The sequence below is a fragment of the Bacillus sp. FSL M7-1020 genome (assembly GCF_038050415.1).
Lineage (GTDB): Bacteria > Bacillota > Bacilli > Bacillales > Bacillaceae_G > Bacillus_A > Bacillus_A toyonensis.
The window spans coordinates 1831609-1856932 of the sequence record NZ_JBBOTW010000001.1 but is presented as its reverse complement, the minus strand read 5'-3'; the positions used below and the strand labels follow the sequence as shown (position 1 = coordinate 1856932).

The window sequence follows — 25324 nt, the reverse complement described above, 5'->3', positions numbered from 1 at the left end:
TATATCACCACATTGATTTTAATATATTGCTATTCTTGGTTTAGTTATCACATTAAACTTTATGGAGGCATTCATATGGAACATACATTTACTGAAACTTCTATTGTCGGTGAGATTGTTACACAATTTCCGAAAGCTAGTGATCTTTTTAAATCATATAGAATAGATTTTTGTTGTGGTGGTAATAAACCACTTATTGATGCAATTAATGAAAGAAATTTATCAGCAACAGAAGTACTTACAGAGTTAAATACGCTTTATGATAAAACAAAACTATTAAACGAGTCTGAAATTGATTGGAAAAATGCATCTTATCGCGAATTGATTGATTATGTTATAAATAAGCACCATCGCTATTTAAATGAAGAGTTGCCACAATTAAGTCCGTATGTAACGAAAGTATTACGCGTCCATGGAGCTAGTCAGCCTCATTTAGCTCAAATTCATAAGCTATTTCATGAACTTAAGATGGAATTAGAACAGCATTTAATTAAAGAAGAAACAGAAGATTTCCCATTAATTTTAGAATTCGAACAACATCCAACTGATGAAAACTATGCAAAATTACGTAAAGTAGTGGATGAGTTAGAGAATGAACATAACCACGCTGGCAATATTATTAAAGAACTTCGTAAAGTGACAAATGACTTTACTCCTCCAGAAGGAGCTTGTGGCACTTATCGACTTGTTTACCAACGTCTTGAAGCTCTAGAATCTGATTTATTTGAGCATATACATTTAGAGAATAACATTTTATTTCCACGTGCAATTACGAAAGCATAGATAAAGCACAGGACATGAGTATACATGCTCATGTCCTGCTTTTTCATTGTGTAAGAAATAGTCACACTTCCCCTATCATTTCATTGGGCAGCTTACTATTATTTAATTAGGTGCGGGTCTCTTCACTCCCCCACCTACCCATATAAAAAATTCCCTTTCACTTATCTCTCCACATAAATCCGAATTTTAACAATTTGTGAATCATTATTAAGATGTGATAAATATCACATCTCCCTCTTTTTTTATTTTCTATAATAGAAACATAATATACTTTGTTCAACATTTCACATAAAAAGGGGAAATGAATATGAAAAAACGTTTAGTTATGATCGGAAATGGTATGGCTGGCATACGCTGTATGGAAGAAATATTAAAACATGATAGTGATTCATATGAGATTACTATTTTTGGAGATGAACCACATCCAAACTATAATCGCATTATGCTCTCTCATGTTTTACAAGGCAAAACAAATATGCAAGATATCATTATGAATGACTACAGTTGGTACGAAGAAAATGAAATAACCTTGTATACAAACGAAAGAGTTCAAAGTATTAACCGAGAAGAAAAAATCATTATCACAGAAAAGAATCGTACTCTTACATATGACAAACTCATTATCGCAACAGGTTCTAGTGCTTTTATTTTACCTGTTGAAGGTTCTACCCTTCCTGGTGTGACAGGATTTCGAACAATTGAAGATACACAATTTATGATTGATACTGCTAAAGATAAGAAAAAAGCCGTTGTCATCGGCGGTGGGTTACTTGGCTTAGAAGCCGCAAGAGGTCTTATTGATTTAGGAATGAACGTACATGTTGTTCATTTAATGCCGAGCTTAATGGAGCAACAACTAGATACAAAAGCAGCTTCTCTCCTTCGTGAAGATTTAGAAGCACAAGGCATGAAATTTCTCATGGAAAAGAAAACGGTAAAAATTCTTGGTACAGACCATGTTGAGGGCATTCAATTTGAAGATGGTGAAGTTGTAGATTGTGATTTAATTGTAATGGCAGTCGGGATACGCCCGAATACGCAAATAGCAAAAGATGCTAGTTTAATTGTAAATCGCGGTATTGTAGTCAACGACTATATGCTAACAAATGATGAATCCATTTATGCCGTTGGTGAATGTGCAGAACATGACGGTATCGCATATGGACTTGTTGCTCCTCTTTATGAACAAGGTGCGATATTAGCAAAACATATAACGAATTTACAAACTGATGGATATACGGGCAGTATCGTCGGTACACAATTAAAAGTTGCAGGTTGTGATTTATTCTCTGCTGGCCAAATTTATGAAGATGACCAAACGAAAGCAATATCCATCTTTGATGAATGTAAACGTTCCTATAAAAAAGTATTAATTCGTGACAATAAAGTCGTCGGTATCGTTTTATATGGTGACACAGCTGACGGTACACGCCTCTTTAGCATGTTAAAGAAAGAAGAGGATATACAAGAATATACAGCCGCTTCCCTTCTCCACAAAGCTGGTGAAGAAAGTGCACTTGACGTTGCTACAATGAGTGCGGATGACACGATTTGCGGATGTAATGGTGTTACGAAAGGTACAATCGTTCACGCCATTTTAGAACAAGAGTTAACGACTTTTGAAGAAGTTAAGGGCTGTACGAAAGCCGCAGGTTCTTGTGGTAAATGCCGTCCGCTTGTGGAACAAGTTTTATCTCATACACTTGGAGATGCTTTTGATGCCTCAGCGCAATCTGCCGGTATGTGTGGATGTACAACTTTATCCCGTGATGAAGTCGTAGCGGCCATTCACGAGAAAGGCTTAAAATCTCCAAAAGAAGTACGAAATGTTCTTGGTTTTATACATGAAGAAGGCTGTTCAAAATGTCGTCCTGCTTTAAACTACTATTTACGTATGGCAATTCCAGAAGAATATGAAGATGATAAATCGTCCCGTTTCGTTAATGAAAGAATGAATGGTAACATCCAGCACGATGGTACATTCTCTGTTATTCCACGCATGTACGGAGGCGTTACAACAGCTGATGATTTAATGAAAATTGCTGAAGTTGCGAAAAAGTACGATGTTCCTCTTGTGAAAATTACAGGTGCAAGCCGAATCGGCTTATATGGTGTTAAGAAGCAAGATTTACCTAACGTATGGGCTGACTTACATATGACTTCGGGATATGCATATTCAAAATCGCTTCGTAATGTAAAATCATGTGTTGGTTCTCGCTTCTGCCGTTTCGGTACGAAAGATTCATTAGGACTTGGTATGTTGCTTGAACAATCATTAGAAATGGTAGATACACCTCATAAAATGAAGATGGGTGTAACGGGCTGTCCGCGTAACTGTGCGGAAGTACTGACGAAAGATTTTGGCGTTGTTTGTGTCGAAAATGGATACCAACTTTATATTGGCGGAAATGGTGGTACGGAAGTACGCGAAGCTGATTTTGTAATGATTGTCCCTACTGAAGATGATGTCCTTCGCATCGCTACAGCTTATATGCAATATTATCGTGAAACTGGTATTTATGGAGAGCGTACTGCCTACTGGACAGAACGTTTAGGCTTCGATCACATAAAAGAAATACTGCAAGATGCAAATATGGTCACTAAGTTAAATGAACGTTTCCAAAAAGCTCGTGGCACATATAAAGAAGCATGGGGACAAGCACTAGAAACGAAATCATTAAAAGCGATGTATGAAGTAGAAACTGTGAAATAAGGAGCTGTGATCTATATGATACAAACGAAAGAAAAAATAAAAGTTATGCGTGCGGAAGACCTTCCTATTCAAATCGGTAAAGAGGTGCAAATGAATGGTATGTCTATCGCCCTATTCCGCCTTTCAAATGGAGATATTCGAGCTGTAGAAAATCGTTGTCCTCATAAAAACGGACCGTTAGCAGAAGGAATTGTATCTGGAGAATTCGTCTTTTGTCCACTGCATGATTGGAAAATTTCATTACTAACAGGTGAAGTGCAAAAACCTGATGACGGCTGTATCCAAACATACGAAGTAGAAGTTATTGATGGTGACATTTATATAAACATGTAATTTACGAAAGGAAGCCTCCTCTGGCTTCCTTTTACATAAAAATAGAAGAGGTGCGATTATGAACGGATATGTATATTTAGTTGGTGCAGGACCAGGTGATGAAGGGCTTATTACAAAGAAAGCGATAGATTGTTTAAAGCGTGCAGATATCGTTTTATATGACCGTTTATTAAATCCTAGATTTCTTCATTATACAAAAGAAACATGCGAACTTATTTATTGCGGAAAAATGCCGAAAAATCATACTATGCGACAAGAAATGATTAACGCCCACCTCCTTCAATTTGCGAAAGAAGGAAAAACCGTTGTACGCTTAAAAGGTGGAGATCCCTCTATTTTTGGTCGTGTTGGTGAAGAAGCAGAAACTTTAGCATCTGCGAACATTCCGTATGAAATTGTACCAGGTATTACATCTAGCATCGCCGCTAGTAGCTATGCAGGTATCCCCCTCACCCACCGTAACTACAGTAATAGCGTCACTTTACTAACTGGACATGCAAAAGGTCCTTTGGCCGATTATGGAAAATATAATTCATCCCACAATAGCGACACAATCGCCTACTACATGGGTATAAAAAACTTACCTACCATTTGTGAAAACTTACTACAAGCAGGAAAAAAAGAAGATACACCCGTAGCAGTCATTGAATGGGGTACAACTGGGAAACAGCGCGTTGTCACAGGGACTCTAGCAACCATTGTTCATAACGTCAAAACCGAAAATATTTCTAACCCTTCCATGACGATTGTTGGTGATGTCGTTTCCTTACGTAATCAAATCGCTTGGAAAGAACGTAAACCATTACATGGTAAAAAAGTTTTATTTGCATCTGCAACAAATAAAACAAGTGTAATGAAGCAAAGGTTACAAGAAACCGGTGCAGAAATATATCAAATTCCAACTTTCAAAAAGGAAGAATATACATTAACACTTGAACAAATCAATGAAATTTTTAACGTTGATCGCCTTGTTTTTTGTTCAGCTGAAAGTGTAGAAATCTTGATGCAAGCATGTAGTAAATACCATAAAGATATTCGTTCCTTACAGGCAGAGCTGCAGCACATGAATGTTGCCACTCAAGAAAAACTTATGCAATATGGGCTACTAAGTAAACAAGCAAAGTTCTCTTCCCATACAACTGTTTATTTAGGCAGAAATATTAACCGAATTGCTTTTATTCAAGAGAAAATTGGTGCTGGCTCCTATATGATGACTCATGAGTATACAATTGATCATCGTTTCGATGAAGTTCATTCTCGTATACTTTCTGAATTCTCATGGGATAGCATTGTGTTTGAAGGGCGTGCCTCAATTGATACTTTTTTATCAGAAATAAAACGACTTGGTTTTATTGATATTCTTACTCTTCCCTTCTCGTATACCGACGTTCCAACTTTACACTATGCGAATAAAGTCGGATTACATAATGTAGATGAGCAATTACAAGACATTATTATGAAGAAAGATTTGGTGCTACGATGAAAGGAATTGTATATGTTGGACACGGTAGTCGCCTGCAAGAAGGCAATGAACAATTTATTCGCTTTATTCAATCTGTCATGAAAGAATGTAACGAAAGAATTCAAAAAATAGCTTTTCTAGAACTAACAACACCTACCATTTCGGATGCAGTTACAGAAACAATACTAGAGGGAGCAACTGAAATAATGATTGTACCTGTTTTATTATTTGCAGCAGCTCACTATAAACGTGATATTCCTCTTGAAATAGAACAAATACAAAAGAAATACCCACATATAACATTTTCAGTTGTACCACCTTTTAGTACGCATCCACATATGGTTGAACTTGTAGCGAAAAGAATACGTGAAACTATTCCAATGCAAGGTAGTAGTATTTTACTCGTAGGAAGAGGCAGTAGTGACCCCCAGCCGATACATGAGTTACAACAAATCGGAGCAGCTGTCGAACGAAAACTCAGTATGCCAGTATCGTGCTCCTTTTTAATGAAAGGAACTCCCTCTTTTACTGCTGAGCTCAAGACTATAACATCGGCCGCATCCCATGTATATGTCATGCCGTACCTTCTCTTTACCGGATTATTGCTTCAAAAAATCAAATTGCATACAAAAAAATACGATCACGTTACGACTTGTAACTGCCTGAAGTTTGATACATATATGAAGTTGGCATTATTAGAGCGAATGGAGGAATGTGTGTATGTATAGCATGTACCCTCTTATGTTTAATCTACATAATAAAGTGGTCGTTATCATTGGTGGAGGTAAAATTGCATATCGAAAAGCGTCTGGATTAAAAAATACAGGCGCTTTCGTCACCGTTATTAGCCCCGAGATTTGCGAGGAAATGACCGAACTTCCCTATATTACTTGGAAGCAAAAAACTTTTAGTAATGATGACATTAAAGATGCTCATCTTATTTATGCAGCTACAAATCAACATACTGTTAATATGATGGTCAAACAGGCCGCCCACGATTTCCAGTGGGTTAACGTTGTAAGCGATGGTACAGAATCATCGTTTCACACACCTGGCGTTATAAGAAATAATGAATATATTGTCACTATTTCAACTTCTGGTAAAGATCCATCGTCTACAAAGCGTATGAAGCAAGAATTAACATCTATACTTCCTAAACTTATAAAAAAGCTTTCTCGTACTCACAAATAATAATCTATTTCTTAGCCAAAATAGTAATTACCTTTGGACAAACGTTTTTTAGAAGCGTTTGTTCTTTTTGTTTTGGTTTCTTTTTTGAAACTGCACAAGCAATCTGCGAAGAAAATGAATGGTGTCGGCAACTTGTAAACAAGTAAATGTTATGATAACTGCAACATTACGAGCAACTCTTTCAATTCATTTTTTACATTGGATATTCATTCAACCAAATTAGCGATTGTTCATAATCATCGAAAAATTCCACAGATTCTTTCGTATTGGATTGTTGTAAATAATTCAGTATCTCCCCTTCTTCAAGAAGAAATGCAATTGCCTTACTATGATTCAAAATGGTTTCATTGAAGAACTTATCTTTCCATACTTTTTGAACAGAAAAATGATTTGGCGTGTATCCTTTTCTATCTACCAATAATTTGTATTTCCGCCCTTCAGAAATAAATTGCTGACAAACCTGCTCAAAATCATTAAACCATTCATACACATCCTCTGTTTTAATCTGACCAATTAGATGGGTAACAATCAAATCTCCTGAAACTGTTGTGCTGATATTCTGTTTACTCAACTTGGAATCATCTCCCTTTGTTACAATTATGCGGGAAATTCTTATAAAATCAATAAAGATAAAATTCTTAAGTAATAAAACAACATTATTTACGAAAAGGCCCTTGTTATACATAAGACAATTCATTCTTGTTTGTTTAAGTAGAAAAAAGGATGCCTCTACTAGGCACCCTTTTTTCTATTAATGATTCTTTAACATCACTAACAGCTTCTCTTGACTATACATCCACACTGTAATAATTAAACAAGCAAGCGCTACTTCTGATAACGCCATAAATCCGATTGCATAATGACCTGTTAGTTGGAATAGTAATGTTAAAATTAATGGCGGGAAAAACCCTCCTAGTCCACCTAAAGCTGACACAACACCATTTACAATCCCTGCTTGCTCAGAGAAGTACATTGGCACAAGCTTGAAGATTGTACCATTGCCAATACCTGCACAAAATGCGACTAGTAAGCAACCAAATGTGTATACGTTCATGCTTGGCATAAATGATAGGATAATACCTGAAAGTGTTAAACCGATAAATACGAAGATTAATATTTTAAATGGATTAAATTTATCACCGAGCCAACCACCAATCGGGCGCATAATTGTTGCTAATACGATGAAGCCAGCTGTCCGCATACCTGCATCTACTTTCTCTAATCCGAAGTGAGATACTAAAAAGTTTGGTAAGTATACTGTAAATGCGACGAATGATCCGAAAGATAAAAAGTAAAAGATACATAAAAACCAAAGTTTTTCATTTTTATATACACCTTTTATTTGTTCCATTAATGGTGTATTCACCTTTTTTTCTTTACGATCTCCTAATAAAAAGTTCATAAGTGCAAATGCTGCAAGTAAAATTAAATAACACTGTACTGTCGTTCTCCAGCCAACTGAAGTTGCAATAACAGGTGCTAAAAATGAAGTAATTGCTGTTCCAGCGTTACCCACTCCGTAAATACCATTTACAAAACCGTGGCTCTCTTTTGGAAAGTACTTTGGTAAAGAAGTTACTCCTACAGAGAATACAGCACCACCAATCCCTACAAATAAGCCACCAATAATTAAATCCATCATAGAATTGGCAACACTAATGTAAAAGACAGGGAATAATAAAAGAATAAAACTAATAAAGAATAATTTTCTTGCTCCGTAACGATTCGTCCAATAACCAATTGGAATGCGAAGAATAGAACCTAAAATAACCGGTACTGCTGTTACCATAGAAATTTGTCCCGCAGTTAATGGAATATCTGCTTTAATATAAGGCATTAATGATGATAAAATGACCCATACCATAAAACCGATAACTAGATTAGAAGTTTGTAAACTTAATTGAAAATTAGGACTTTTCATCTTGTTCCCTCCTATGTATGCATAGTTATATTCATTCTCTCCAGCCTAATCACGTCCTAACATGATTAGGCTGAAAAGAATCAACCACCACTTACTGGCGGAATCATTGCTACGACGTCGCCAGTTTGAATGATGTCATCCTCATTTGCGTATTCTTCATTTACGGCGACCATTATCTCGTTTGAAATTGCTACATTGTATTTCTTAATCAGAACTTCCTTTAGTTCAGAAACTGAAATATTTTCACAATCTATTTGCAAGACCGACTTACTTGCTTCTTCTTGCAAATGTGCAAATAATAGTACTTCAATCATGTTCTCATCTCCTTTTCAGGTTCGCCATTACCATATGCTATTTTCTCTAACTGATCCCCTATCCATGACTCACCATCTTCCCAAAACTCTTTCTTCCAAATCGGAACAATTTGTTTTATACGCTCCATAATATATTCATTCGCCTCATAGGCCGCTTTCCGGTGTGGTGTAGAAACAGCAACAACAACAGCAAGATCAGAAATTTGTAATGTACCAATGCGATGTGTAATTGCCACATATGTCCCAGGCCACTTCGCTTCTACTTCAGCACCAATTTTCTCAAGCTGTTTTTCCGCCATTGTCTTATAAGCTACATACTCTAAATAAAGCGTGCGACGTCCTTTCGTAAATTCTCTGACAGTACCAATAAAAGTAGTAACTGCACCGCACTCACGGCGAATTACTTTACTTGTAACACCTTCAATTAAAATAGGAGTATCAATTACTTCATAATACGTATGTGTCATCTTGCACCTCTTATCTTTGTATAAATTAGCAATCTATTTTTCTGTTACTTGTATGATCGAAGCGGCTCTTCCCACGGCCACTCACTTCCGGCGCTTGATTCTAATAACAGTACCGAAACGGTTATTCCTGCTTCAAATCCTCTCGTTCCTCCCGGCAGAACGATACATGCATTCGCTTCTGCAAGTGAAGAAATTGCGCTAGATTTATCTAAACCGACTGGTGTAACTTGTAATTGGCCATCTACAAGTTCTACATTCCCTCTTACAAAACGAGTAAACGGATTTGCTTTCGGAAAGTCTTTCTGTAAAATTGCTTCTGCTCGAAATAAGTGCGGATCTTTCCTGTGCAAGTATGTTCCAATGACTGGTCGAACATATAATTCACATCCGACATAACAAGCAGAAGGATTACCAGATAGACCAAATAATAGTTTTCCTTCTAGCTCAGCGACAGTTGTCACGCTTCCTGGTCGCATCGCTATTTTATTGAAAAGTACATTTGCTTGTAATCTCTCATAAATAGCAGGTAAATAGTCATAGTCTCCTACTGAAACGCCACCAGTTGTAATTAATATATCAACTTCTTTTATCGCTTTTTTTACAGTGTTATAACACGTCTCAAAATCGTCAGCGAATTGTCCATAATACTGTACAACTCCGCCCGCTCGTTCAATTTGAGCAGCGATCATATAGGAGTTACTATTTCGAATCTTCCCTTCTTTCAGTTGTTCATGTACTTCGAGTAGTTCACTCCCTGTCGTTACAATTCCAATAACCGGCTGTCTTACAACATGCACGGAACTATAACCAAACGTAGCAAGCAGTGCCGCTACTCCAGGGTTAATAGAAGTCCCTTTTTTCACAAGTATGGCATTTTGTTTTACATCTTCTCCTTGAAAAGAAATGTTATCACCAGAAGTGAAAGAGCGTTTTAATTTCATATAAGTCTTTTTGTTTTCTTCAAACCCTTCCGTTAGTTCTAACATAACAACAGCATTACATCCCGCTGGAATTGCGGCTCCTGTCATAATACGTACAGCTTGAAATGCTTTTACTTCCTCTTTAAAAACAAAACCTGCTCCAATTTCACCTATCACTTCAAACTGAATTGGGTTACTGCTACTTGCTTCTTTTGTATCTTCTGTTCGAATCGCAAATCCGTCGTACGGAGAGCGATCAAAATGCGGAACATCATGATCTGCAACAACATCTTCTCCGAGGACTCTTCCGTAACTTTCGGTAAGAGAAACCTTTTCCATTTCACCTTGATAGGCATATTCCATTACACGTGCAACTGCTTCTGCCACTGAGATTGGTGTACGTTTTTCTAACATTCTTTTTCACCTCGTTTTGATAAGAAGAAACTCTCTTTCTGTTCATCCTATATATTTTGCGTATAACCGTTTTGCCATTTTCATATCATTACTCCCATGAATAAACGCTCTGCCGTCTGTAAATAACACAAAACGATATTCATCTACTAGAAAGGATAGTAAATATGGAGTTTTTTTGACATTCACACTTTTTTGTAAGCGCTTTTGAATTTCTTCTAAATTAAGAATTTTTTTTATTCCTGGACGGATTTGAACTGTATTCCGCCCGCATAGCACTTCCGTTTTCATCTGTGCTTCAAATGTTAAACTTGGATACGTGCGTACATTCCCACAAGATGGACATGTACTTTTTTTCTGCCTATTTACTTTTAATGAGAGATATTGATTGTTCCAAATATCAAATGATAACATTGTTCCTCTTAACGCCTCAAAATCATCCACCAATATTTTCATCGCTTCTGTTACTTGGTGAGCAACAACCATTTGTACCGCTGGCTGAATGATTCCGGCTGTATCGCATGTTGCACCGCCCATAGGATGATCCATTAAGCAGCGAAAACATGGTGTTTCTCCAGGAAGAATCGTATACGTTACACCGTAACTTCCAATGCATCCACCGTATATCCAAGGTATATTTTCTTTTTGTGAAATATCATTTATAAGTAGGCGCGTATCGAAATTATCAGTCGCATCTACTATAAGATCTGCTTCTTTTGTTAACTCTTCCATTTCTTGCATTGTAACATCCGTTACAACAGGTACAATTTCTACTTCAGAATTAATTTTTCTTAAATGCTCTGCCGCTGCAATTGCTTTCGGTTTACACTGCTGTGCATCTTCTTCTGTATATAACTGTTGTCTTTGTAAATTACTCCATTCAACGTAGTCACGGTCAGCAATTGTCAATTTCCCAATTCCCATCCTAACGAGCGCTTCTGCATTCGCAGCTCCTAGTGCACCCGCTCCTATTAGGAGCACATGCTTTTCTTTTATTTTTCTTTGTCCCATTTCACCAATTCCAGAAAACAATACTTGCCTTGAATAACGCTCTTGCATAGGGAACCCTCCTTTCGTTATCCACCAATGTAAGACATTTCTACTTTTGGACGTCTATTTGCACTTTCAGCTGTTCTTTCATCTGAATACCGATCTTTTCTAAACTCCCATGTATGTTGTAGAATTTTTAATAGTGATGCATTAGAAATATTTTCTCGAAGAAGCGTTCGCAAATCCGTTCCTTTCGTTCCAAATAGGCATGTAAAAAACTTTCCGTCTGCCGAAATACGAGCTCTCGTACAAGAAGAACAAAATGACTCAGAAACAGAAGTAATAAAGCCAACTTCTGCATCGCTCCCTACATATCGATACACTTTAGCTACTTCTCCAAAGTAACGAGGCTGGGCGGGCTCAATCGGATATACACGATTAATTTTTTCTATTAATTGTTCCTTCGTAATGACTTGTTCAAAGTTCCAGCCGTTCGTACTGCCCACATCCATAAACTCGATAAAACGTAGCTGAATTTCTTGTTCTTTAAAATACTGAGCCATAGGAAGAATTTGACTATCATTCATCCCTTTTTTTACGACCATATTTACTTTCACTTCTAATCCAGCTGCCTTCGCTGCTTCAATCCCTTTCAATACAGGTTTTGTGCTTACATTTCGGCCATTTATTTTTTTGAAAACGTGATCCTCTATCGCATCTAAACTAATATTTACACGTTTTAATCCCGCAACTTTTAGCGCCTTAGCTTGTTTTGCTAAATGAATACCGTTTGTTGTGAGTCCAATATCTGTTAAGCCTTCTAGCTTTGCAAGCCTTGCAATTAACTTTGGTAAATCTTTACGCAATAAAGGTTCACCGCCAGTAAGTCTAATTTTATTGACTCCCATACTTATAAATAATCTAGCTAATCTTTCTATTTCATCGAATGTTAATAAAAACTCTTCCTGTAAAAAAGCATAATTAGATCCGAACACTTCGGCTGGCATACAGTATGTACACCTAAAATTACAACGATCAATAACTGAAATACGTAAATCTTGAAGTGGCCGCTCTAACGAATCCCTCATCTTCTCGTGCATCTATATCCCTTCTTTTCTACTGCAATCCTTAGTAGGTTTCATATTTTTTATTTGCCTTTATTATAAAAAAGAAGCTACATATTCAATGTGACTTTTCTCACATTACTTTCCCCATTCAAAAATTCTTCACAAATCCGTTCGAATTTTGTTCACATCTTTAGTCTCATCTACTTTACATATTGAATTTTTTTTGGTTATCTTTTCAACTAAAAACTTATACTCATTTACCCCTTTACTTCCATTAACTCTTAAAACATATTAATTTATTTTCCCGTACGGTCATTGAAATTTCACTTTTTTTTAAATAGCTCTTGCATTTTCATCATACTTACACTCAAAATAGGAAATGTATTGCTTATAAGAAGAAAGGTGATCGCTGTGGCAAACAGTATGACATTATCTCAAGATTTAAAGGAATTACTTGCATCTGTTGAATATAAAATGCAGATAAAAAAAGGAAGTTTTATTTTTCAAGAAGGTATGGAAGCAACAGAACTCTATATCATCCACTCAGGAAAAGTACAAATTAGTAAACTAAGTGCTGACGGACAAGAATTAACACTCCGTATTTGTTCGGCATACGACATTATTGGCGAATTAACATTATTCACGGACAATGCGAAGTATTTATTAAATTCAAAATGCCTTGAAGATGTTGAAGTAGGAGTAATAAAGCGTGAAACCTTAGAAAAAGCATTACTCCAAAAACCCGCACTTGTATTTGAATTTATGAAATGGATTAGTGAACATTTAAGAAGAATGCAAACGAAGTTCCGCGATTTAGTATTACACGGCAAAAAAGGTGCCCTGTATTCTACTCTCATACGAATGACAAATAGTTATGGTGTGTTAAAGGAAAATGGTATTCTCATCGATTTACCATTAACGAATCAAGAACTTGCGAACTTCTGTGCAACTTCCCGTGAAAGCGTAAATCGAATGTTAAATGATTTGAAAAAAAAGGGTACGATTTCTATTACTAAAGGAAAGATTACAATTCATGATTTACAATTTTTAAAATGTGAAATTGCTTGTGAAGATTGTTCTACCTCTGTTTGTAGCATTGATTAGCATCTTATTTAGATGCTAATCTTTTTTCATATTACGTTACTTTTTCATTATAACGTACACGGTTATTCCCCTATATTAATAAAAACGAGGCCTTCCATATTAGACCTCGTTTCGTTTTAGCTGCTATTTGTTCAAAGCGTTATTATTTTTTCAATTCATTAGGAATACGTCTTCTGTAAATTACATAACTACGGCTTAAGTATTTAATTGGAGCACTAAATACATGTACAAGTCTAGTGAACGGCCATACTGCGAATAGACCCATCGCTGCAATAATATGAATTTTAAACCATACAGGCACTTCCATCATATATTCAACTTTCGGTTGGAAAATAAAGAGACTTCGGAACCAAGGACCGATCGTTGTACGATAATCAAACCCTTTTGAGTCGATATTTAAAAATGTTGAGGAAAGTCCTGCCAGCATAACGATAAGTAATAAAATAAGCGCAATATAATCTCCCGTTGTACTCGTTGCAATGATGCGTTTTACGGTTACACGGCGATACGTTAATATAATTAAACCGATGATAGAAGCAACACCTGCCGGAAGTCCGAAACTAATTGCTACTACATGATACATATGTTCAGAAATACCTATTGAACGGTATACGGACTCTGGAATTAAAATCCCCATAACATGACCGCCAATTACGAACATGATCCCAAAGTGGAATAATAGACTTCCGGCCCGGAGCATTTTTTTCTCTAATAGTTCACTAGATTTTGATGTCCATCCAAATTGATCATAGTTGTATCTGAAAATATGTCCACCGATAAAGATTGCAAAAATGATATAGGGAAACAACACCCATAGAAATTGATCCATCATTTTGACAACTCTCCTTTCTAATTTGTCTGTACACCCCATGTATCGATAGCGAGGAGAATAGCTGCAAGAATTGGTTCATACATACTATCAGCTTCTTTTAATTGAACGTGCAATGCTTGTATATTTTCCTTGTATTTACTCATAATCGGCTCACTATCTTGCTCATTTGCATTTGCAAAAAACTCAAGCAAAAGCGGTAAATAATCCGGTAGTTCTTTATCTGTTACTTCAAAACCAGATTTTTTATAATGCTGTTTTAACTCTAATAATTCAATACCTCTTTCTCTTTGTTCACCTGTGTTCATATAAGTTAAATACATATTTGTCTTTTTACCAAAATCAAATGTATATACGTAAGGATCAATTAATTGATCGTTCGTTTTATCTAGTGCTTGTTTTATAAACGCTGTAAGTGCTGCTTTAACGTCTTCTTGTTCAATTGCTTCAATCTCTTCTTGTACTTCAGTTAAAGCTTCTCCCCACCCAAGTTCCGGATAGGAGAGAAGAAAAGAAGAACAAGAAAAAGCAGTTTGTAAACTTTGTTTCATCATTTTCCGCCCCCTTTATTTAAGAAATTGTCATGCAAGACCCTGGCCCACCTGCGAAGGATAAACCACAGCTTCCTTGTTCACTATATAAATCAGCAACTTGTTCACGGTGAGTGCCCGGAATGACGAAGCGATCTTTATATTTCGCGATAGCAAGAAGACGATACATATCTTCTACATCCTGTTTCGTTAAACCAATTTCTTTTAATACTGCTTCATTTGGTTCTTTATTAATTTGCAATGCTCTCATATGCGTCCGCATGACAGCCATTTTTTTCAACGTAAGACGAATGTGGGATTCATCTCCTGCAGTGAGTAGGTTCGCTAAATATTGAATTGGGATACGCATATTATCGATAGCAGGGAAAATCTCTTCTGCTTGCCAGTTACTTCCTTTCCCTTCCACCATATTCATAATCGGGCTAAGCGGGGGGATATACCAAACCATTGGCATTGTACGGTACTCTGGATGAAGAGGCAGAGCAATTTTCCAATCGATAATCATTTTATAGATCGGTGACTCTTGTGCTGCTTTAATCCATTCTTCAGGAATGCCTTGTTTTTTCGCTTCAGCTGCTACTTCTGGATCATTTGGATCTAGGAAAACAGTAAGCTGAGATTCATATAAATCTTTTTCATCTTCAACAGAAGCTGCTTCTTTCACTTTGTCAGCGTCATATAGCATTACCCCAATATACCTGATACGTCCTACACATGTTTCCGAACAAATCGTTGGCATACCAGCTTCAATACGCGGGAAACACATTGTACATTTTTCTGCTTTATTCGTTTGCCAGTTAAAATACACTTTTTTATATGGACAAGAAGATACGCAGAACCTCCAAGCACGACATGCATTTTGATCCACAAGAACAATCCCATCTTCTTCACGTTTATACATCGCACCAGATGGACAAGAAGATACGCAAGATGGATTCATACAATGTTCGCATATGCGTGGTAAATACATCATAAAGACATTTTCAAAATCTGTTTTAATTTCTTCTTCCATTTTCTTTACGTTCGGATCTTGCAATCCTGTTATATGTCCACCAGCTAAATCATCTTCCCAGTTTGGACCCCATTCAATTTTGTCGATAAATTCGCCTGTAATTGCTGATTTCGGACGAGCAACTGGTTGATGCTTACGCTGCGGGCTATTTGTTAATGTTTCATAATCATAGTTCCAAGGTTCAAAGTAATCGTCGATGGTTGGTTGATCTGGATTGTGGAAAATATTCATAAGGCGTTTCATTTTCGAACCTGATTTCAGCTGAATTTCACCATTTCTCAATTCCCAGCCGCCTTTATATTTCTCTTGATCTTCCCATTGTTTCGGATAACCAATTCCAGGTTTCGTTTCTACGTTATTGAAGTACATATATTCAGCACCTGGACGATTTGTCCAGGTGTTTTTGCATGTTACGCTACAAGTATGGCAGCCGATGCATTTATCTAGGTTCATTACCATTCCGACTTGTGCTTTAATCTTCAAGCCAATCTACCTCCTTCAGTTTACGGATTACAACATTTAAGTCCCGCTGATTCCCAGTCGGACCATAGTAGTTAAATCCATAGCTTAATTGGCCATATCCACCAATCATATGTGTTGGTTTAACATGAATACGGGTTGGACTATTATGTGTTCCCCCGCGGGTGCTTGTTAATTTCGTACCAGGCACGTTAATGTGGCGATCTTGTGCATGGTGCATAAATGCCATCCCTCTCGGTATACGGTGCGTTACGACAGCACGTGCTACAACAACACCGTTACGGTTAAAACACTCGATCCAATCATTATCTGCGACGCCAGCTTCATTCGCATCATCTTTATTCATCCAAACAGTTGGACCACCTCTAAATAGCGTTAACATCGGTAATGAATCGAAGTACATACTATGAATCGACCACTTATTATGCGGTGTTAAATAGTTTAGTGTAATTTCTTTTCCTTCTACTTCGGGACGTGATTTTCGGAACGGTTTATGTTGCAGAATTGGTTTAAATGTTGCCATCGTTTCACCGAATTCTTTCATCATGTCATGATCTAAGTAGAAAGATTGTCGACCCGTTATCGTTCTCCAAGGAATAAGACGTTCCACATTTGTTGTAAATGGTGAATAACGGCGTCCACCTTTTTCAGAACCTGTAAAGGCTGGAGAAGTAATTACTGTTTTCGGCTGTGCTGTAATTTGTTCGAATGTGAAGCATTCTTCTTCACGTTCTTCTGCTAAATCACGCAGTTTTAAATCCGTTTGTTTTTCAAGTGCTTCCCATGCTTTTACAGCCATATGACCGTTTGTTGTCGAAGAAAGCGTTAATACCGCCTCAGCAGCATTGATTGCTTCTTTTATGTCTGGGCAACCTTTCGCAATAGAATCCGTTCGAACAACTCCTAATTTGCTCTTTAATTGCTCATACTCTTTTTCTGCTGACCAAGAAATACCTTTCGTACCAATTGGTTGTTTTCCAGCATTTGGTCCTAGTGCAGTCATCTTGTCATAAATTGTTTTATAATCCCTTTCGACAACATGAATTTGTGGCATCGTTTTACCCGGTATTGGTTCACACTCACCTTTACTCCAGTCTTTAATCTTGCCAAGTGGTTGCGCTAATTCTTGCGGTGTATCGTGAAGAAGTGGTGTTGCAACGACTTCTTTCATTGGTTCAAGGTCGATTTTCTTCGCTAAATCTGACACAGCTTTAGAAAGAGCGGTGAAAATATCCCAATCAGAGCGTGCTTCCCACGGTGAACCGATTGCTGGATTAAATGGATGTACAAATGGATGCATATCCGTACTGCTTAAATCATGCTTTTCATACCAAGTTGAAGCAGGTAAGACGATGTCAGAATAGAGCGCTGTTCCAGCCATACGGAAATCTAAATTAATGAGTAGATCAAGCTTCCCTTCTGGCGCTTCTTCATGCCACTTAATTTCTTCTGGTCGCAACGAATCACTATCGTCATTCATTAATCCATTTGTTGTGCCTAATAAATGTTTTAAGAAATATTCGTGGCCTTTACCAGAACTTGAAATTAAGTTGGCACGCCATACGAATAAGTTGCGCGGGAAGTTGTTTTTATTATCTGGATCTTCAATCGCAAATTTTAGTTCTTTTTCTTTTAGTTTTTGTGCAACGTATTTTCCGATTTCTTCTTGCGTTGTTGCACCAGCAGCAACAGCTTCTTTATATAATTCAATTCCATTTTTCTCGAATGTCGGATAAGAAGGTAACCAGCCAAGTCGTGCCGCTAATACGTTGTAATCACCGTGATGTTGATAACGAGAGTTGCCCTCAATTGGTGATGCTAAATGTCCAACCGGTGTATCTTCATAGCGCCATTGATCTGTTACGAAATAGAAGAAAGATGTACCATTTTGTAATTTCGGTGGCCCTTGCCAATCTTTTGCCATCGCGATTGTTTGCCATCCTTCTGCTGGTCGTAATTTTTCTTGACCGACATAATGCGCCCAACCGCCACCGTTTACGCCTTGTGCTCCAACGAGAAGAACAAGGTTTAAAACTGCGCGATAAATCGTATCAGAATTAAACCAATGGTTAATACCGGCCCCTACAATAATCATCGAGCGCCCATCCGTATCAACTGCGTTTTGTGCAAACTCACGAGCAATTTGAATAATAAGCTCTCGTTTCACTCCTGTCATTTTCTCTTGCCATGCAGGTGTAAATGGTACATCATCATTGAAGTCTTTCGGCTCTTGTCCGCCGAGCCCTCGGTTCACACCGTAATTTGCCAACGTTAAGTCGTATACAGTTGTAACGAACACTTCGCCTTCTTCTGTCATAATTTTTTTCACTGGAATTGTACGTTCCAATACTTTATTTCCCTCATCTGAGAAGTACGGAATTTGTACCGTTCCCACAGCGTCTTCCATTCCAAGTAAAGAAAGACGTGGATCAATCTTTTCACCTGTTTGTTCATCTTCTAAACGTAAATTCCATTTCTTTTCATTATCCCAACGTGACCCCATTGTGCCGTGAGGTGTTGCAAAATCTTTCGTGTTCTCGTTCCAAAGAACAGGCTTCCATTCTCCTAACTTTGTTTCTCGTCCAATATCAGTAGCATTTAAGAAACGATCAGCGACGAATTGATCTCCTTTTTGTTTCAATGTGACAAAGAAAGGAAAATCAGTATATTGCTTCGCATACTTTGTGAAGTATTCCACTTGATTATCTACGTAAAATTCTTGTAAGATCACATGCCCCATTGCCATCGCAAGTGCACCATCTGTACCTTGTTTCACACTAATCCAATCATCCGCAAACTTTGTTGACTCAGCGAAATCAGGACTTACTGAAACAACTTTCGTTCCTTTATATCGAACCTCCGCTAAAAAGTGTGCATCTGGTGTTCTTGTCATCGGTACATTTGAACCCCATGTCATAATGTAACCAGAGTTATACCAGTCACTACTTTCTGGTACATCTGTTTGATCACCCCAAATTTGCGGAGAAGCTGGTGGTAAATCAGCGTACCAATCATAGAAGCTAAGCATCGGCCCACCCATAAGTTGCATAAAGCGGCTACCTGCAGCATGACTTAACATCGACATAGCTGGAATTGGTGAAAAACCAACATTTCGGTCTGGACCGTATTTCATTACTGTGTAAAGTAAAGAAGCTGAAACGAGTTGTAATACTTCATCCCAATTCGCACGAATGAATCCCCCTTTACCACGCGCCTGCTTATACTTACGTGCTTTTTCAGGGTTTTCCACAATGCTTTTCCAAGCATCTAGTGGTGACTTGTTATTTTGTAATTCCTCTTGCCACATACTCCAAAGAACACCACGTACATACGGATATTTCACACGAAGTGGACTATAAATGTACCAGGAAAAACTCGCTCCACGTGGACATCCTCGTGGTTCAAAGTCAGGCATATCTGGACCTGTTGTTGGATAGTTAAGCTCCTGCCCTTCCCAAGTTACAATTCCATCTTTCACATAAATGTTCCAACTACATGAACCAGTACAGTTCACGCCATGTGTAGAACGGATTACTTTATCATGTTGCCATCGCTTTCTGTACACATTTTCCCATTCACGATCTTCATATGTTTCTTGTGTATGATTATCGTTATAACGATCTATTGGTGAAAAATATTTTAAACGTCTCATTAGTGCTGAAGGTTTCTTCTTCATACTGTTCACTCCTTTAATACGTCTCTCTTACATACCCTTACTATAAAAGAGGTTGTAAAATACAGATGTGACATTTCGCACAGTTCAAGAGATTGTCATAAATTCATTTGGAAACCGGTTTACGGGGAAACATTTATAAATAAAGATTACTTTTTTTTGTTGTGAAGATTTCGGTCAGCCGTGAGCTTATTAGGAAAATAGCATTTTGAGGATTCACCTTTTTTTGCATAAGAAAAAACGCAGGAGAGATTCCTACGTTTTTATATAAAGTGAAACTTTAATCAGTGGAGGTTTTGTTCGTCCCCCACTGATTATCAGCCCACAAATAGCGAGATATAACTATAAATCATTATTTACGGTATTGCTCTTATTTACGGAAACAATTATACTAAATGTTATCCACACATATAATCTGAATATTCATAAAATTACGAGTAGGATTTCCTTTTTGGACATAGAAATTATAAAGTATCTCACCATGATTTTTTAACATTTACGTTTTTTCCTATTTATATAAGTTCTCACTATGAACTTATATACACCATTCCTACTTGCCTCTTAGATTACTATTATACTGCATTAAAATGAAGGGACTCCTTTTCTTTAACATAAAAATGAATTAGAAAAGATAATAAAATTAGGAGGATTACGATGGCCCGTCTTGATTCATTACATCCCATTGTAGAAAAAATAATCAACAATATTGAAAAATTAATGGTCGGAAAACGAAAAGAAACGATTTTAACCATGACAGCTCTTTTAGCTGAAGGTCATGTACTATTAGAAGATGTTCCTGGCGTTGGGAAAACAATGCTAGTACGCACTCTTTCTAAATCCATTGACGCCGATTACAAGCGGATTCAATTCACACCTGATTTACTGCCGTCAGATGTAACAGGTGTTTCTATTTATAATCCGAAAGAGCTCCAATTTGAGTTCAAGCCTGGACCAATCATGGGGAATTTTGTACTTGCTGATGAAATTAATCGTACATCCCCAAAGACACAATCTGCCTTACTTGAAAGTATGGAAGAAGGCACTATCACAATAGATGGCATTACAAGATCGTTACCAAAACCTTTCTTTGTCATGGCTACACAAAACCCGGTCGAATATGAAGGAACATATCCTTTACCAGAAGCTCAACTCGATCGTTTCTTGTTGAAGCTAACAATGGGATATCCTACACCAGAAGAAGAATTTGAAATTTTAAACCGGATGGAAAAAACAAACCCACTCTCCCATTTACAAGCTATTACAACAATAGAAGAATTACTTTATTTACAACAAAGTGTACGGGAAGTAAGTATGGACAAAGCAATCAAGCATTACATTGTAAAGCTTGTTAATCAGACTCGTTCTTATAGTTCTATACAGCTAGGTGCAAGTCCACGTGGCTCAATTGCTTTAATGAAAGCTTCACAAGCTTATGCATTCATCTATGGTAGAAATTATGTTATTCCAGACGATGTTAAATTTTTAGCTCCTTACGTTTTAGCTCACAGACTCATTCTAAAAATGGAAGCAAGATTTGAAGGAATAACAGGAGAACAAGTTATCGCCAAAATCGTTGCACGAACTACTGTGCCGACTCAAAGGACGAAGAACCTTTGATGAAGCGACTACTACGAGCACTATATCACGTTACGAAGTTATCGCTAATCCCTTTATGCGTAGTCTTAACATTTGTGTATGCTATGCTTCAAGGAGGATTTGTAAGTTGGTTTTTGTTTTACAGTACGATTCCTATTGGCCTTTATTCACTACTACTCCCCTTCTACGCTTTACGGGACGCTGAAGTAAAACGAATAACAAACCAAAACAAATATGCAGCAGGAGAACAATTTGTAAGCACGATTACAATAAAAAGAAAATTTCCTTTTCCCTTACTTTATTTAGTTATAGAAGATGAACTGCCACCACCATTTACAAGTTGTAGACAAGCAAAGATGAATAAGGTCATACTCTTTCCGGGATTGAAACGAAATATTTCGTTTCAATATGTTATTGATACAATCCCTAGAGGAGAGCACACTTTTTCAAGCGTACGTGTCAAAACTGGCGATCTATTCGGTATGATAGAAAAAGAAGTAACTTTTTCAGTTCCAGATACATTTTTAGTCTATCCCCAGTATGTAGATATAGCGTATCGACAATTGGAAAATCATTTCGAACAAGGGGCGCTTTCAGCAAATATACATTCAGCAAAAGACTCTACAGTCTCTGTCGGCGTCAGAGACTATAAACCTGGTGATCGCTTTTCATGGATTGATTGGAAAGCAACTGCACGAACAAACAATATTATGACGAAAGAGTTTGAACAACAGAGTAGCCATAATATCATGATATTCATGGACAGAACTGAATCCCCTCTATTCGAATCAGTCGTAACGTTTACTGCCTCTATTGTAAGGGCTGTCTTGAAGCAAAATTCACCAGCGTCATTCGTGTCTGTCGGAAAAGAACGAACTATTTTCCCATTAGACAATGGAGATACTCAGTTGCAACAAATCTTTTGCCATTTAGCGAAAGTACAAGCAGACAGTGTATTCCCGCTCTCCCAGAGTGTAGAAATGGAATTAAGAAAAATGTATCAGCCCGTCACGATTATACTCGTGACAAGCGGTCTTTCTCCCGATATTCAAAAGGCGGCTGACTGTGCTGCTATAAAAAATAGAAAATTAATGGTGTTTGTCGTGAAAGAAAAAGCGAATCAACTCTCACATCGTGAACTAAGTATACTAGAAACTCTACAAAAAAGAAAAATATTTGTAAACGCGGTTTATGAAAACCGGTATGCAAACGTGTTTTTTGAGGTGAGCAAATGATAACATTACATACAAAAAAACAATTGGATATGAACAGTTTTTACATGCATGCATGCGCATTTCTACTTTTACTAGAATGGCTAAGACCCCTTATAGGTATTACAAACGTAGGTAGATTAGATATTTTTGTAATATTTATAGGAATTTGCTTCACTCTCTCTTTTTTTCAAACGAGGTGGCAAATTGCTATAAAGATCATCACGATTTTATTCATCATTCATTTCCTATATTATAAAAATGCTTTTATAAATCCATCTTGGCTAACGAAATTTTTTACTGATATTTCTCAAAATTCCTCCCTGTTATTCCAGGGGAATTTGCTAGATATTTCTCCAGTTTTTCCAACAGTTTTATTTTTTCTATCATTTTGGTTTTTGAGTTCTTTCATCTCTTTTTGGATGATTCATAAAAAACGTGGGTTGTTATTTCTTGTATTGACTATTATTTATATCACAACTTTTCATAACTTACATTTATACAATGCAAACTACGCTATTATTCGTACTGTTGTCATCGGATTTTTTATGCTTAGTCTTCTTCGAATAGAACGAATAAAAGAGATGGAACACTTACAAAATTATGATAGAGAAATCTCAAAATTACTTAGACCTCTTACAATATTTATTGTATTGTCAGCAACCATCGCATACTTTGCTCCAAAATTCGGCCCTCAATGGCCAAACCCAATGAATTTTTTAAAATTCAACACATCCGAAGCGAGTAAAAAACAAGAAGTTTCTACAATTGGGTATGGTTTAGATGACTCGAGATTAGGTGGTCCTTTTCAGGCTGATCCTACAATTGTTTTCACAGCACAAACGCAAAACAAACAATATTGGAGAGTAGAAACGAAAGATTTTTATACAGGAAAAGGCTGGGAAGTTTCTGAAAATCAAAAAAAGATTTCTTTTAAAAGTAAAAACGACGTCGTGAGCTGGTACGAACAAAATACAAAAACGGAAACAACCGAAGCAACCATCACCATGCAAAAAAGTGATTTTCACCTTACCTACCCAGCAGGATTAGTATCAGTTGAGGCTTCCTCAGATGTATCATACAGCGTTGACCCATTTTCTGAAAAAATCTATACGATGCACGGAGACTCCTCTACTACTTTACATTCATATAAAGTAACGTATGAGATCCCGGAATTTCCCATAGAAAACTTGAAAGCTGTAAACACGAATGAAGGTCAAGAAACAAATCCTTATTTCATGACAAAGTACACACAACTTCCCGAATCATTACCACAGCGAGTAAAAGACTTGGCTGTCAATCTTACAAATGATAAAGACAACCGGTATGATAAAGTATTAGCTATCGAAAATTACTTCACAGACAACTCTTTTGTATACGAAACAATGAATGTTTCATTCCCTGCCAAAAGCCAAGATTATGTAGATCAATTCCTTTTCGATACAAAAAGCGGCTACTGTAATAATTTTTCGACGTCTATGATTGTACTACTTCGTTCTGCCGGGATTCCTGCTCGCTGGGTAAAAGGCTATACAGAAGGAACTCTTGACAATACACTTGCCTCTGCAGAAGGTCAGGATATTTATAAAATCACGAACGATAACGCACACTCTTGGGTCGAAGTATATTTCCCAGGATACGGCTGGATTCCATTCGAACCAACAAAAGGATTTACTAATCCCTATACTTTTACAAATAATACTCCTGCTCCTATTTCACAAAATAGCGAAGCAAATAATTCTAATAACCAGCAAATACATCAACGAAATAATGAAACAAAACTTAAAAGTTTAATAGAAAATACAGAAGAAACTTCTACTAAAAAGGTCACAAATTCTAAAACTAGTTTTTCTTGGTGGTACGTATTCCTCTCTACGATACCAATTAGTATCATCGGATACATTCTCTTCACTACTAGAATGAAATGGATTACATTTTTTATTATTCTTTTCTATAAATACCGAAAAGATGATGTTGTTTATCAAAAAGCTTACGGCGCACTTTTAAAACAATTTGCGAGAATCGGCATACCACGGGGGGAAAGTCAAACATTCCGAGAATACGCTCTCCGCATCGATACACTTTACAACTCGGCCGATATGCAACAACTTACTTTCAGTTATGAGAACGCTATGTATCAAAACGGACAGACCGCAGCCGAATGGAAGAAATCCGTACACTTATGGGAAGTGCTTATGAAAAAAGCAGCTTCTCTACCTAAATCAAATGAATTCGATACAATGATTTAATCTTGATCATGTGAGTTTAAAGAAAATACCTCAAAGAGCAACTTTGT

21 protein-coding genes are annotated in these 25324 nt (G+C 37.0%); 10 read left to right on the top strand and 11 right to left on the bottom strand.

The window, feature by feature from the left end; all coding sequences use genetic code 11:
* The first annotated feature begins 75 nt into the window (after nucleotides 1-75).
* From ric to MHB70_RS09530, 6 genes are all read left to right on the top strand, one after another.
* Nucleotides 76-783: an iron-sulfur cluster repair di-iron protein gene (ric, locus tag MHB70_RS09555; protein ID WP_000401367.1), complete on the top strand. Its 708-nt coding sequence runs from the start codon at nucleotides 76-78 to the stop codon at nucleotides 781-783.
* Nucleotides 784-1090: 307 nt separating this feature from the next.
* On the top strand, nucleotides 1091-3496 hold the full coding sequence (gene nirB / locus MHB70_RS09550) for an NADPH-nitrite reductase large subunit (protein ID WP_061529926.1): 2406 nt from the start codon (nucleotides 1091-1093) through the stop codon (nucleotides 3494-3496).
* A gap of 15 nt (nucleotides 3497-3511) precedes the next feature.
* The gene (gene nirD / locus MHB70_RS09545; RefSeq protein WP_000616697.1) at nucleotides 3512-3829 is read left to right on the top strand and encodes a nitrite reductase small subunit NirD; all 318 of its coding nucleotides are present in this window, start codon (nucleotides 3512-3514) and stop codon (nucleotides 3827-3829) included.
* A gap of 58 nt (nucleotides 3830-3887) precedes the next feature.
* Entirely contained in the window at nucleotides 3888-5312 is a 1425-nt protein-coding gene (locus MHB70_RS09540) for a uroporphyrin-III C-methyltransferase (protein WP_061529925.1), read from the top strand.
* Nucleotides 5309-6019: a sirohydrochlorin chelatase gene (locus MHB70_RS09535; RefSeq protein WP_061529924.1), complete on the top strand. Its 711-nt coding sequence runs from the start codon at nucleotides 5309-5311 to the stop codon at nucleotides 6017-6019. Before MHB70_RS09540 ends, MHB70_RS09535 begins: the two co-directional genes overlap by 4 nt.
* On the top strand, nucleotides 6012-6482 hold the full coding sequence (locus tag MHB70_RS09530; protein WP_000287169.1) for a precorrin-2 dehydrogenase: 471 nt from the start codon (nucleotides 6012-6014) through the stop codon (nucleotides 6480-6482). The genes MHB70_RS09535 and MHB70_RS09530 overlap by 8 nt, the downstream gene beginning before the upstream one ends.
* Nucleotides 6483-6675: 193 nt before the next feature.
* Here MHB70_RS09530 and MHB70_RS09525 read toward each other — a convergent pair whose 3' ends face one another.
* From MHB70_RS09525 to moaA, 7 genes are all read right to left on the bottom strand, one after another.
* Complete coding sequence (locus MHB70_RS09525; RefSeq protein WP_000995728.1) at nucleotides 6676-7179, bottom strand: hypothetical protein; 504 nt, start codon at nucleotides 7177-7179, stop codon at nucleotides 6676-6678.
* A gap of 54 nt (nucleotides 7180-7233) precedes the next feature.
* Nucleotides 7234-8403, bottom strand: coding sequence for a nitrate transporter NarK (gene narK / locus MHB70_RS09520; RefSeq protein WP_061529923.1), 1170 nt, complete (start codon nucleotides 8401-8403; stop codon nucleotides 7234-7236).
* 80 nt (nucleotides 8404-8483) lie between these two features.
* Nucleotides 8484-8717 carry a molybdopterin converting factor subunit 1 gene (moaD, locus tag MHB70_RS09515; RefSeq protein WP_000573668.1) on the bottom strand — a complete coding sequence of 78 codons (234 nt, stop codon included), beginning with the start codon at nucleotides 8715-8717 and terminating at the stop codon, nucleotides 8484-8486.
* Nucleotides 8714-9184 carry a molybdenum cofactor biosynthesis protein MoaE gene (locus tag MHB70_RS09510; protein WP_061529922.1) on the bottom strand — a complete coding sequence of 157 codons (471 nt, stop codon included), beginning with the start codon at nucleotides 9182-9184 and terminating at the stop codon, nucleotides 8714-8716. The genes moaD and MHB70_RS09510 overlap by 4 nt, the downstream gene beginning before the upstream one ends.
* A 44-nt stretch (nucleotides 9185-9228) precedes the next feature.
* Nucleotides 9229-10518: a molybdopterin molybdotransferase MoeA gene (locus MHB70_RS09505; RefSeq protein ID WP_000890811.1), complete on the bottom strand. Its 1290-nt coding sequence runs from the start codon at nucleotides 10516-10518 to the stop codon at nucleotides 9229-9231.
* 42 nt (nucleotides 10519-10560) lie between these two features.
* Nucleotides 10561-11574: a molybdopterin-synthase adenylyltransferase MoeB gene (locus MHB70_RS09500; RefSeq protein WP_061529921.1), complete on the bottom strand. Its 1014-nt coding sequence runs from the start codon at nucleotides 11572-11574 to the stop codon at nucleotides 10561-10563.
* A 17-nt stretch (nucleotides 11575-11591) separates the two neighbouring features.
* The gene (gene moaA, locus MHB70_RS09495; RefSeq protein WP_061529920.1) at nucleotides 11592-12605 is read right to left on the bottom strand and encodes a GTP 3',8-cyclase MoaA; all 1014 of its coding nucleotides are present in this window, start codon (nucleotides 12603-12605) and stop codon (nucleotides 11592-11594) included.
* A 378-nt stretch (nucleotides 12606-12983) separates the two neighbouring features.
* On the opposite strand from moaA, the gene MHB70_RS09490 reads away from it, so the two are divergent.
* On the top strand, nucleotides 12984-13676 hold the full coding sequence (locus MHB70_RS09490) for a Crp/Fnr family transcriptional regulator (protein ID WP_000013862.1): 693 nt from the start codon (nucleotides 12984-12986) through the stop codon (nucleotides 13674-13676).
* 142 nt (nucleotides 13677-13818) lie between these two features.
* Here the strand turns inward: MHB70_RS09490 and narI are convergent, their stop codons facing one another.
* From narI to MHB70_RS09470, 4 genes are read right to left on the bottom strand one after another with little or no spacing between them, the layout of a single operon-like run.
* On the bottom strand, nucleotides 13819-14508 hold the full coding sequence (gene narI, locus MHB70_RS09485; protein ID WP_000969188.1) for a respiratory nitrate reductase subunit gamma: 690 nt from the start codon (nucleotides 14506-14508) through the stop codon (nucleotides 13819-13821).
* A 17-nt stretch (nucleotides 14509-14525) separates the two neighbouring features.
* Nucleotides 14526-15056, bottom strand: a complete 531-nt coding sequence (gene narJ / locus MHB70_RS09480; protein WP_002093771.1) for a nitrate reductase molybdenum cofactor assembly chaperone — start codon at nucleotides 15054-15056, stop codon at nucleotides 14526-14528.
* A gap of 19 nt (nucleotides 15057-15075) precedes the next feature.
* Nucleotides 15076-16551, bottom strand: coding sequence for a nitrate reductase subunit beta (narH, locus tag MHB70_RS09475; RefSeq protein WP_000692707.1), 1476 nt, complete (start codon nucleotides 16549-16551; stop codon nucleotides 15076-15078).
* On the bottom strand, nucleotides 16541-20224 hold the full coding sequence (locus tag MHB70_RS09470; RefSeq protein ID WP_000729102.1) for a nitrate reductase subunit alpha: 3684 nt from the start codon (nucleotides 20222-20224) through the stop codon (nucleotides 16541-16543). The genes narH and MHB70_RS09470 overlap by 11 nt, the downstream gene beginning before the upstream one ends.
* A gap of 651 nt (nucleotides 20225-20875) precedes the next feature.
* On the opposite strand from MHB70_RS09470, the gene MHB70_RS09465 reads away from it, so the two are divergent.
* Genes MHB70_RS09465 through MHB70_RS09455 form a run of 3 tightly spaced genes read left to right on the top strand, consistent with a single transcriptional unit; the run spans nucleotide 20876 to nucleotide 25277 of the window.
* Complete coding sequence (locus MHB70_RS09465; protein ID WP_061529919.1) at nucleotides 20876-21838, top strand: AAA family ATPase; 963 nt, start codon at nucleotides 20876-20878, stop codon at nucleotides 21836-21838.
* A complete protein-coding gene (locus MHB70_RS09460; RefSeq protein ID WP_061529918.1) occupies nucleotides 21838-23052 on the top strand; it encodes a DUF58 domain-containing protein in 1215 nt (404 codons plus the stop codon). The genes MHB70_RS09465 and MHB70_RS09460 overlap by 1 nt, the downstream gene beginning before the upstream one ends.
* Nucleotides 23049-25277: a transglutaminase TgpA family protein gene (locus MHB70_RS09455; protein ID WP_061529917.1), complete on the top strand. Its 2229-nt coding sequence runs from the start codon at nucleotides 23049-23051 to the stop codon at nucleotides 25275-25277. Before MHB70_RS09460 ends, MHB70_RS09455 begins: the two co-directional genes overlap by 4 nt.
* Nucleotides 25278-25324 lie beyond the last annotated feature (47 nt).

Coding starts and splice junctions, on each gene's coding strand:
- ric (WP_000401367.1), top strand. CDS start 76: ATGGAACATACATTTACTGAAACTTCTATTGTCGGTGAGATTGTTACA.
- nirB (WP_061529926.1), top strand. CDS start 1,091: ATGAAAAAACGTTTAGTTATGATCGGAAATGGTATGGCTGGCATACGC.
- nirD (WP_000616697.1), top strand. CDS start 3,512: ATGATACAAACGAAAGAAAAAATAAAAGTTATGCGTGCGGAAGACCTT.
- MHB70_RS09540 (WP_061529925.1), top strand. CDS start 3,888: ATGAACGGATATGTATATTTAGTTGGTGCAGGACCAGGTGATGAAGGG.
- MHB70_RS09535 (WP_061529924.1), top strand. CDS start 5,309: ATGAAAGGAATTGTATATGTTGGACACGGTAGTCGCCTGCAAGAAGGC.
- MHB70_RS09530 (WP_000287169.1), top strand. CDS start 6,012: ATGTATAGCATGTACCCTCTTATGTTTAATCTACATAATAAAGTGGTC.
- MHB70_RS09525 (WP_000995728.1), bottom strand. CDS start 7,179: ATGAATTGTCTTATGTATAACAAGGGCCTTTTCGTAAATAATGTTGTT.
- narK (WP_061529923.1), bottom strand. CDS start 8,403: ATGAAAAGTCCTAATTTTCAATTAAGTTTACAAACTTCTAATCTAGTT.
- moaD (WP_000573668.1), bottom strand. CDS start 8,717: ATGATTGAAGTACTATTATTTGCACATTTGCAAGAAGAAGCAAGTAAG.
- MHB70_RS09510 (WP_061529922.1), bottom strand. CDS start 9,184: ATGACACATACGTATTATGAAGTAATTGATACTCCTATTTTAATTGAA.
- MHB70_RS09505 (WP_000890811.1), bottom strand. CDS start 10,518: ATGTTAGAAAAACGTACACCAATCTCAGTGGCAGAAGCAGTTGCACGT.
- MHB70_RS09500 (WP_061529921.1), bottom strand. CDS start 11,574: ATGCAAGAGCGTTATTCAAGGCAAGTATTGTTTTCTGGAATTGGTGAA.
- moaA (WP_061529920.1), bottom strand. CDS start 12,605: ATGCACGAGAAGATGAGGGATTCGTTAGAGCGGCCACTTCAAGATTTA.
- narI (WP_000969188.1), bottom strand. CDS start 14,508: ATGATGGATCAATTTCTATGGGTGTTGTTTCCCTATATCATTTTTGCA.
- narJ (WP_002093771.1), bottom strand. CDS start 15,056: ATGAAACAAAGTTTACAAACTGCTTTTTCTTGTTCTTCTTTTCTTCTC.
- MHB70_RS09470 (WP_000729102.1), bottom strand. CDS start 20,224: ATGAAGAAGAAACCTTCAGCACTAATGAGACGTTTAAAATATTTTTCA.
- MHB70_RS09465 (WP_061529919.1), top strand. CDS start 20,876: ATGGCCCGTCTTGATTCATTACATCCCATTGTAGAAAAAATAATCAAC.
- MHB70_RS09460 (WP_061529918.1), top strand. CDS start 21,838: ATGAAGCGACTACTACGAGCACTATATCACGTTACGAAGTTATCGCTA.
- MHB70_RS09455 (WP_061529917.1), top strand. CDS start 23,049: ATGATAACATTACATACAAAAAAACAATTGGATATGAACAGTTTTTAC.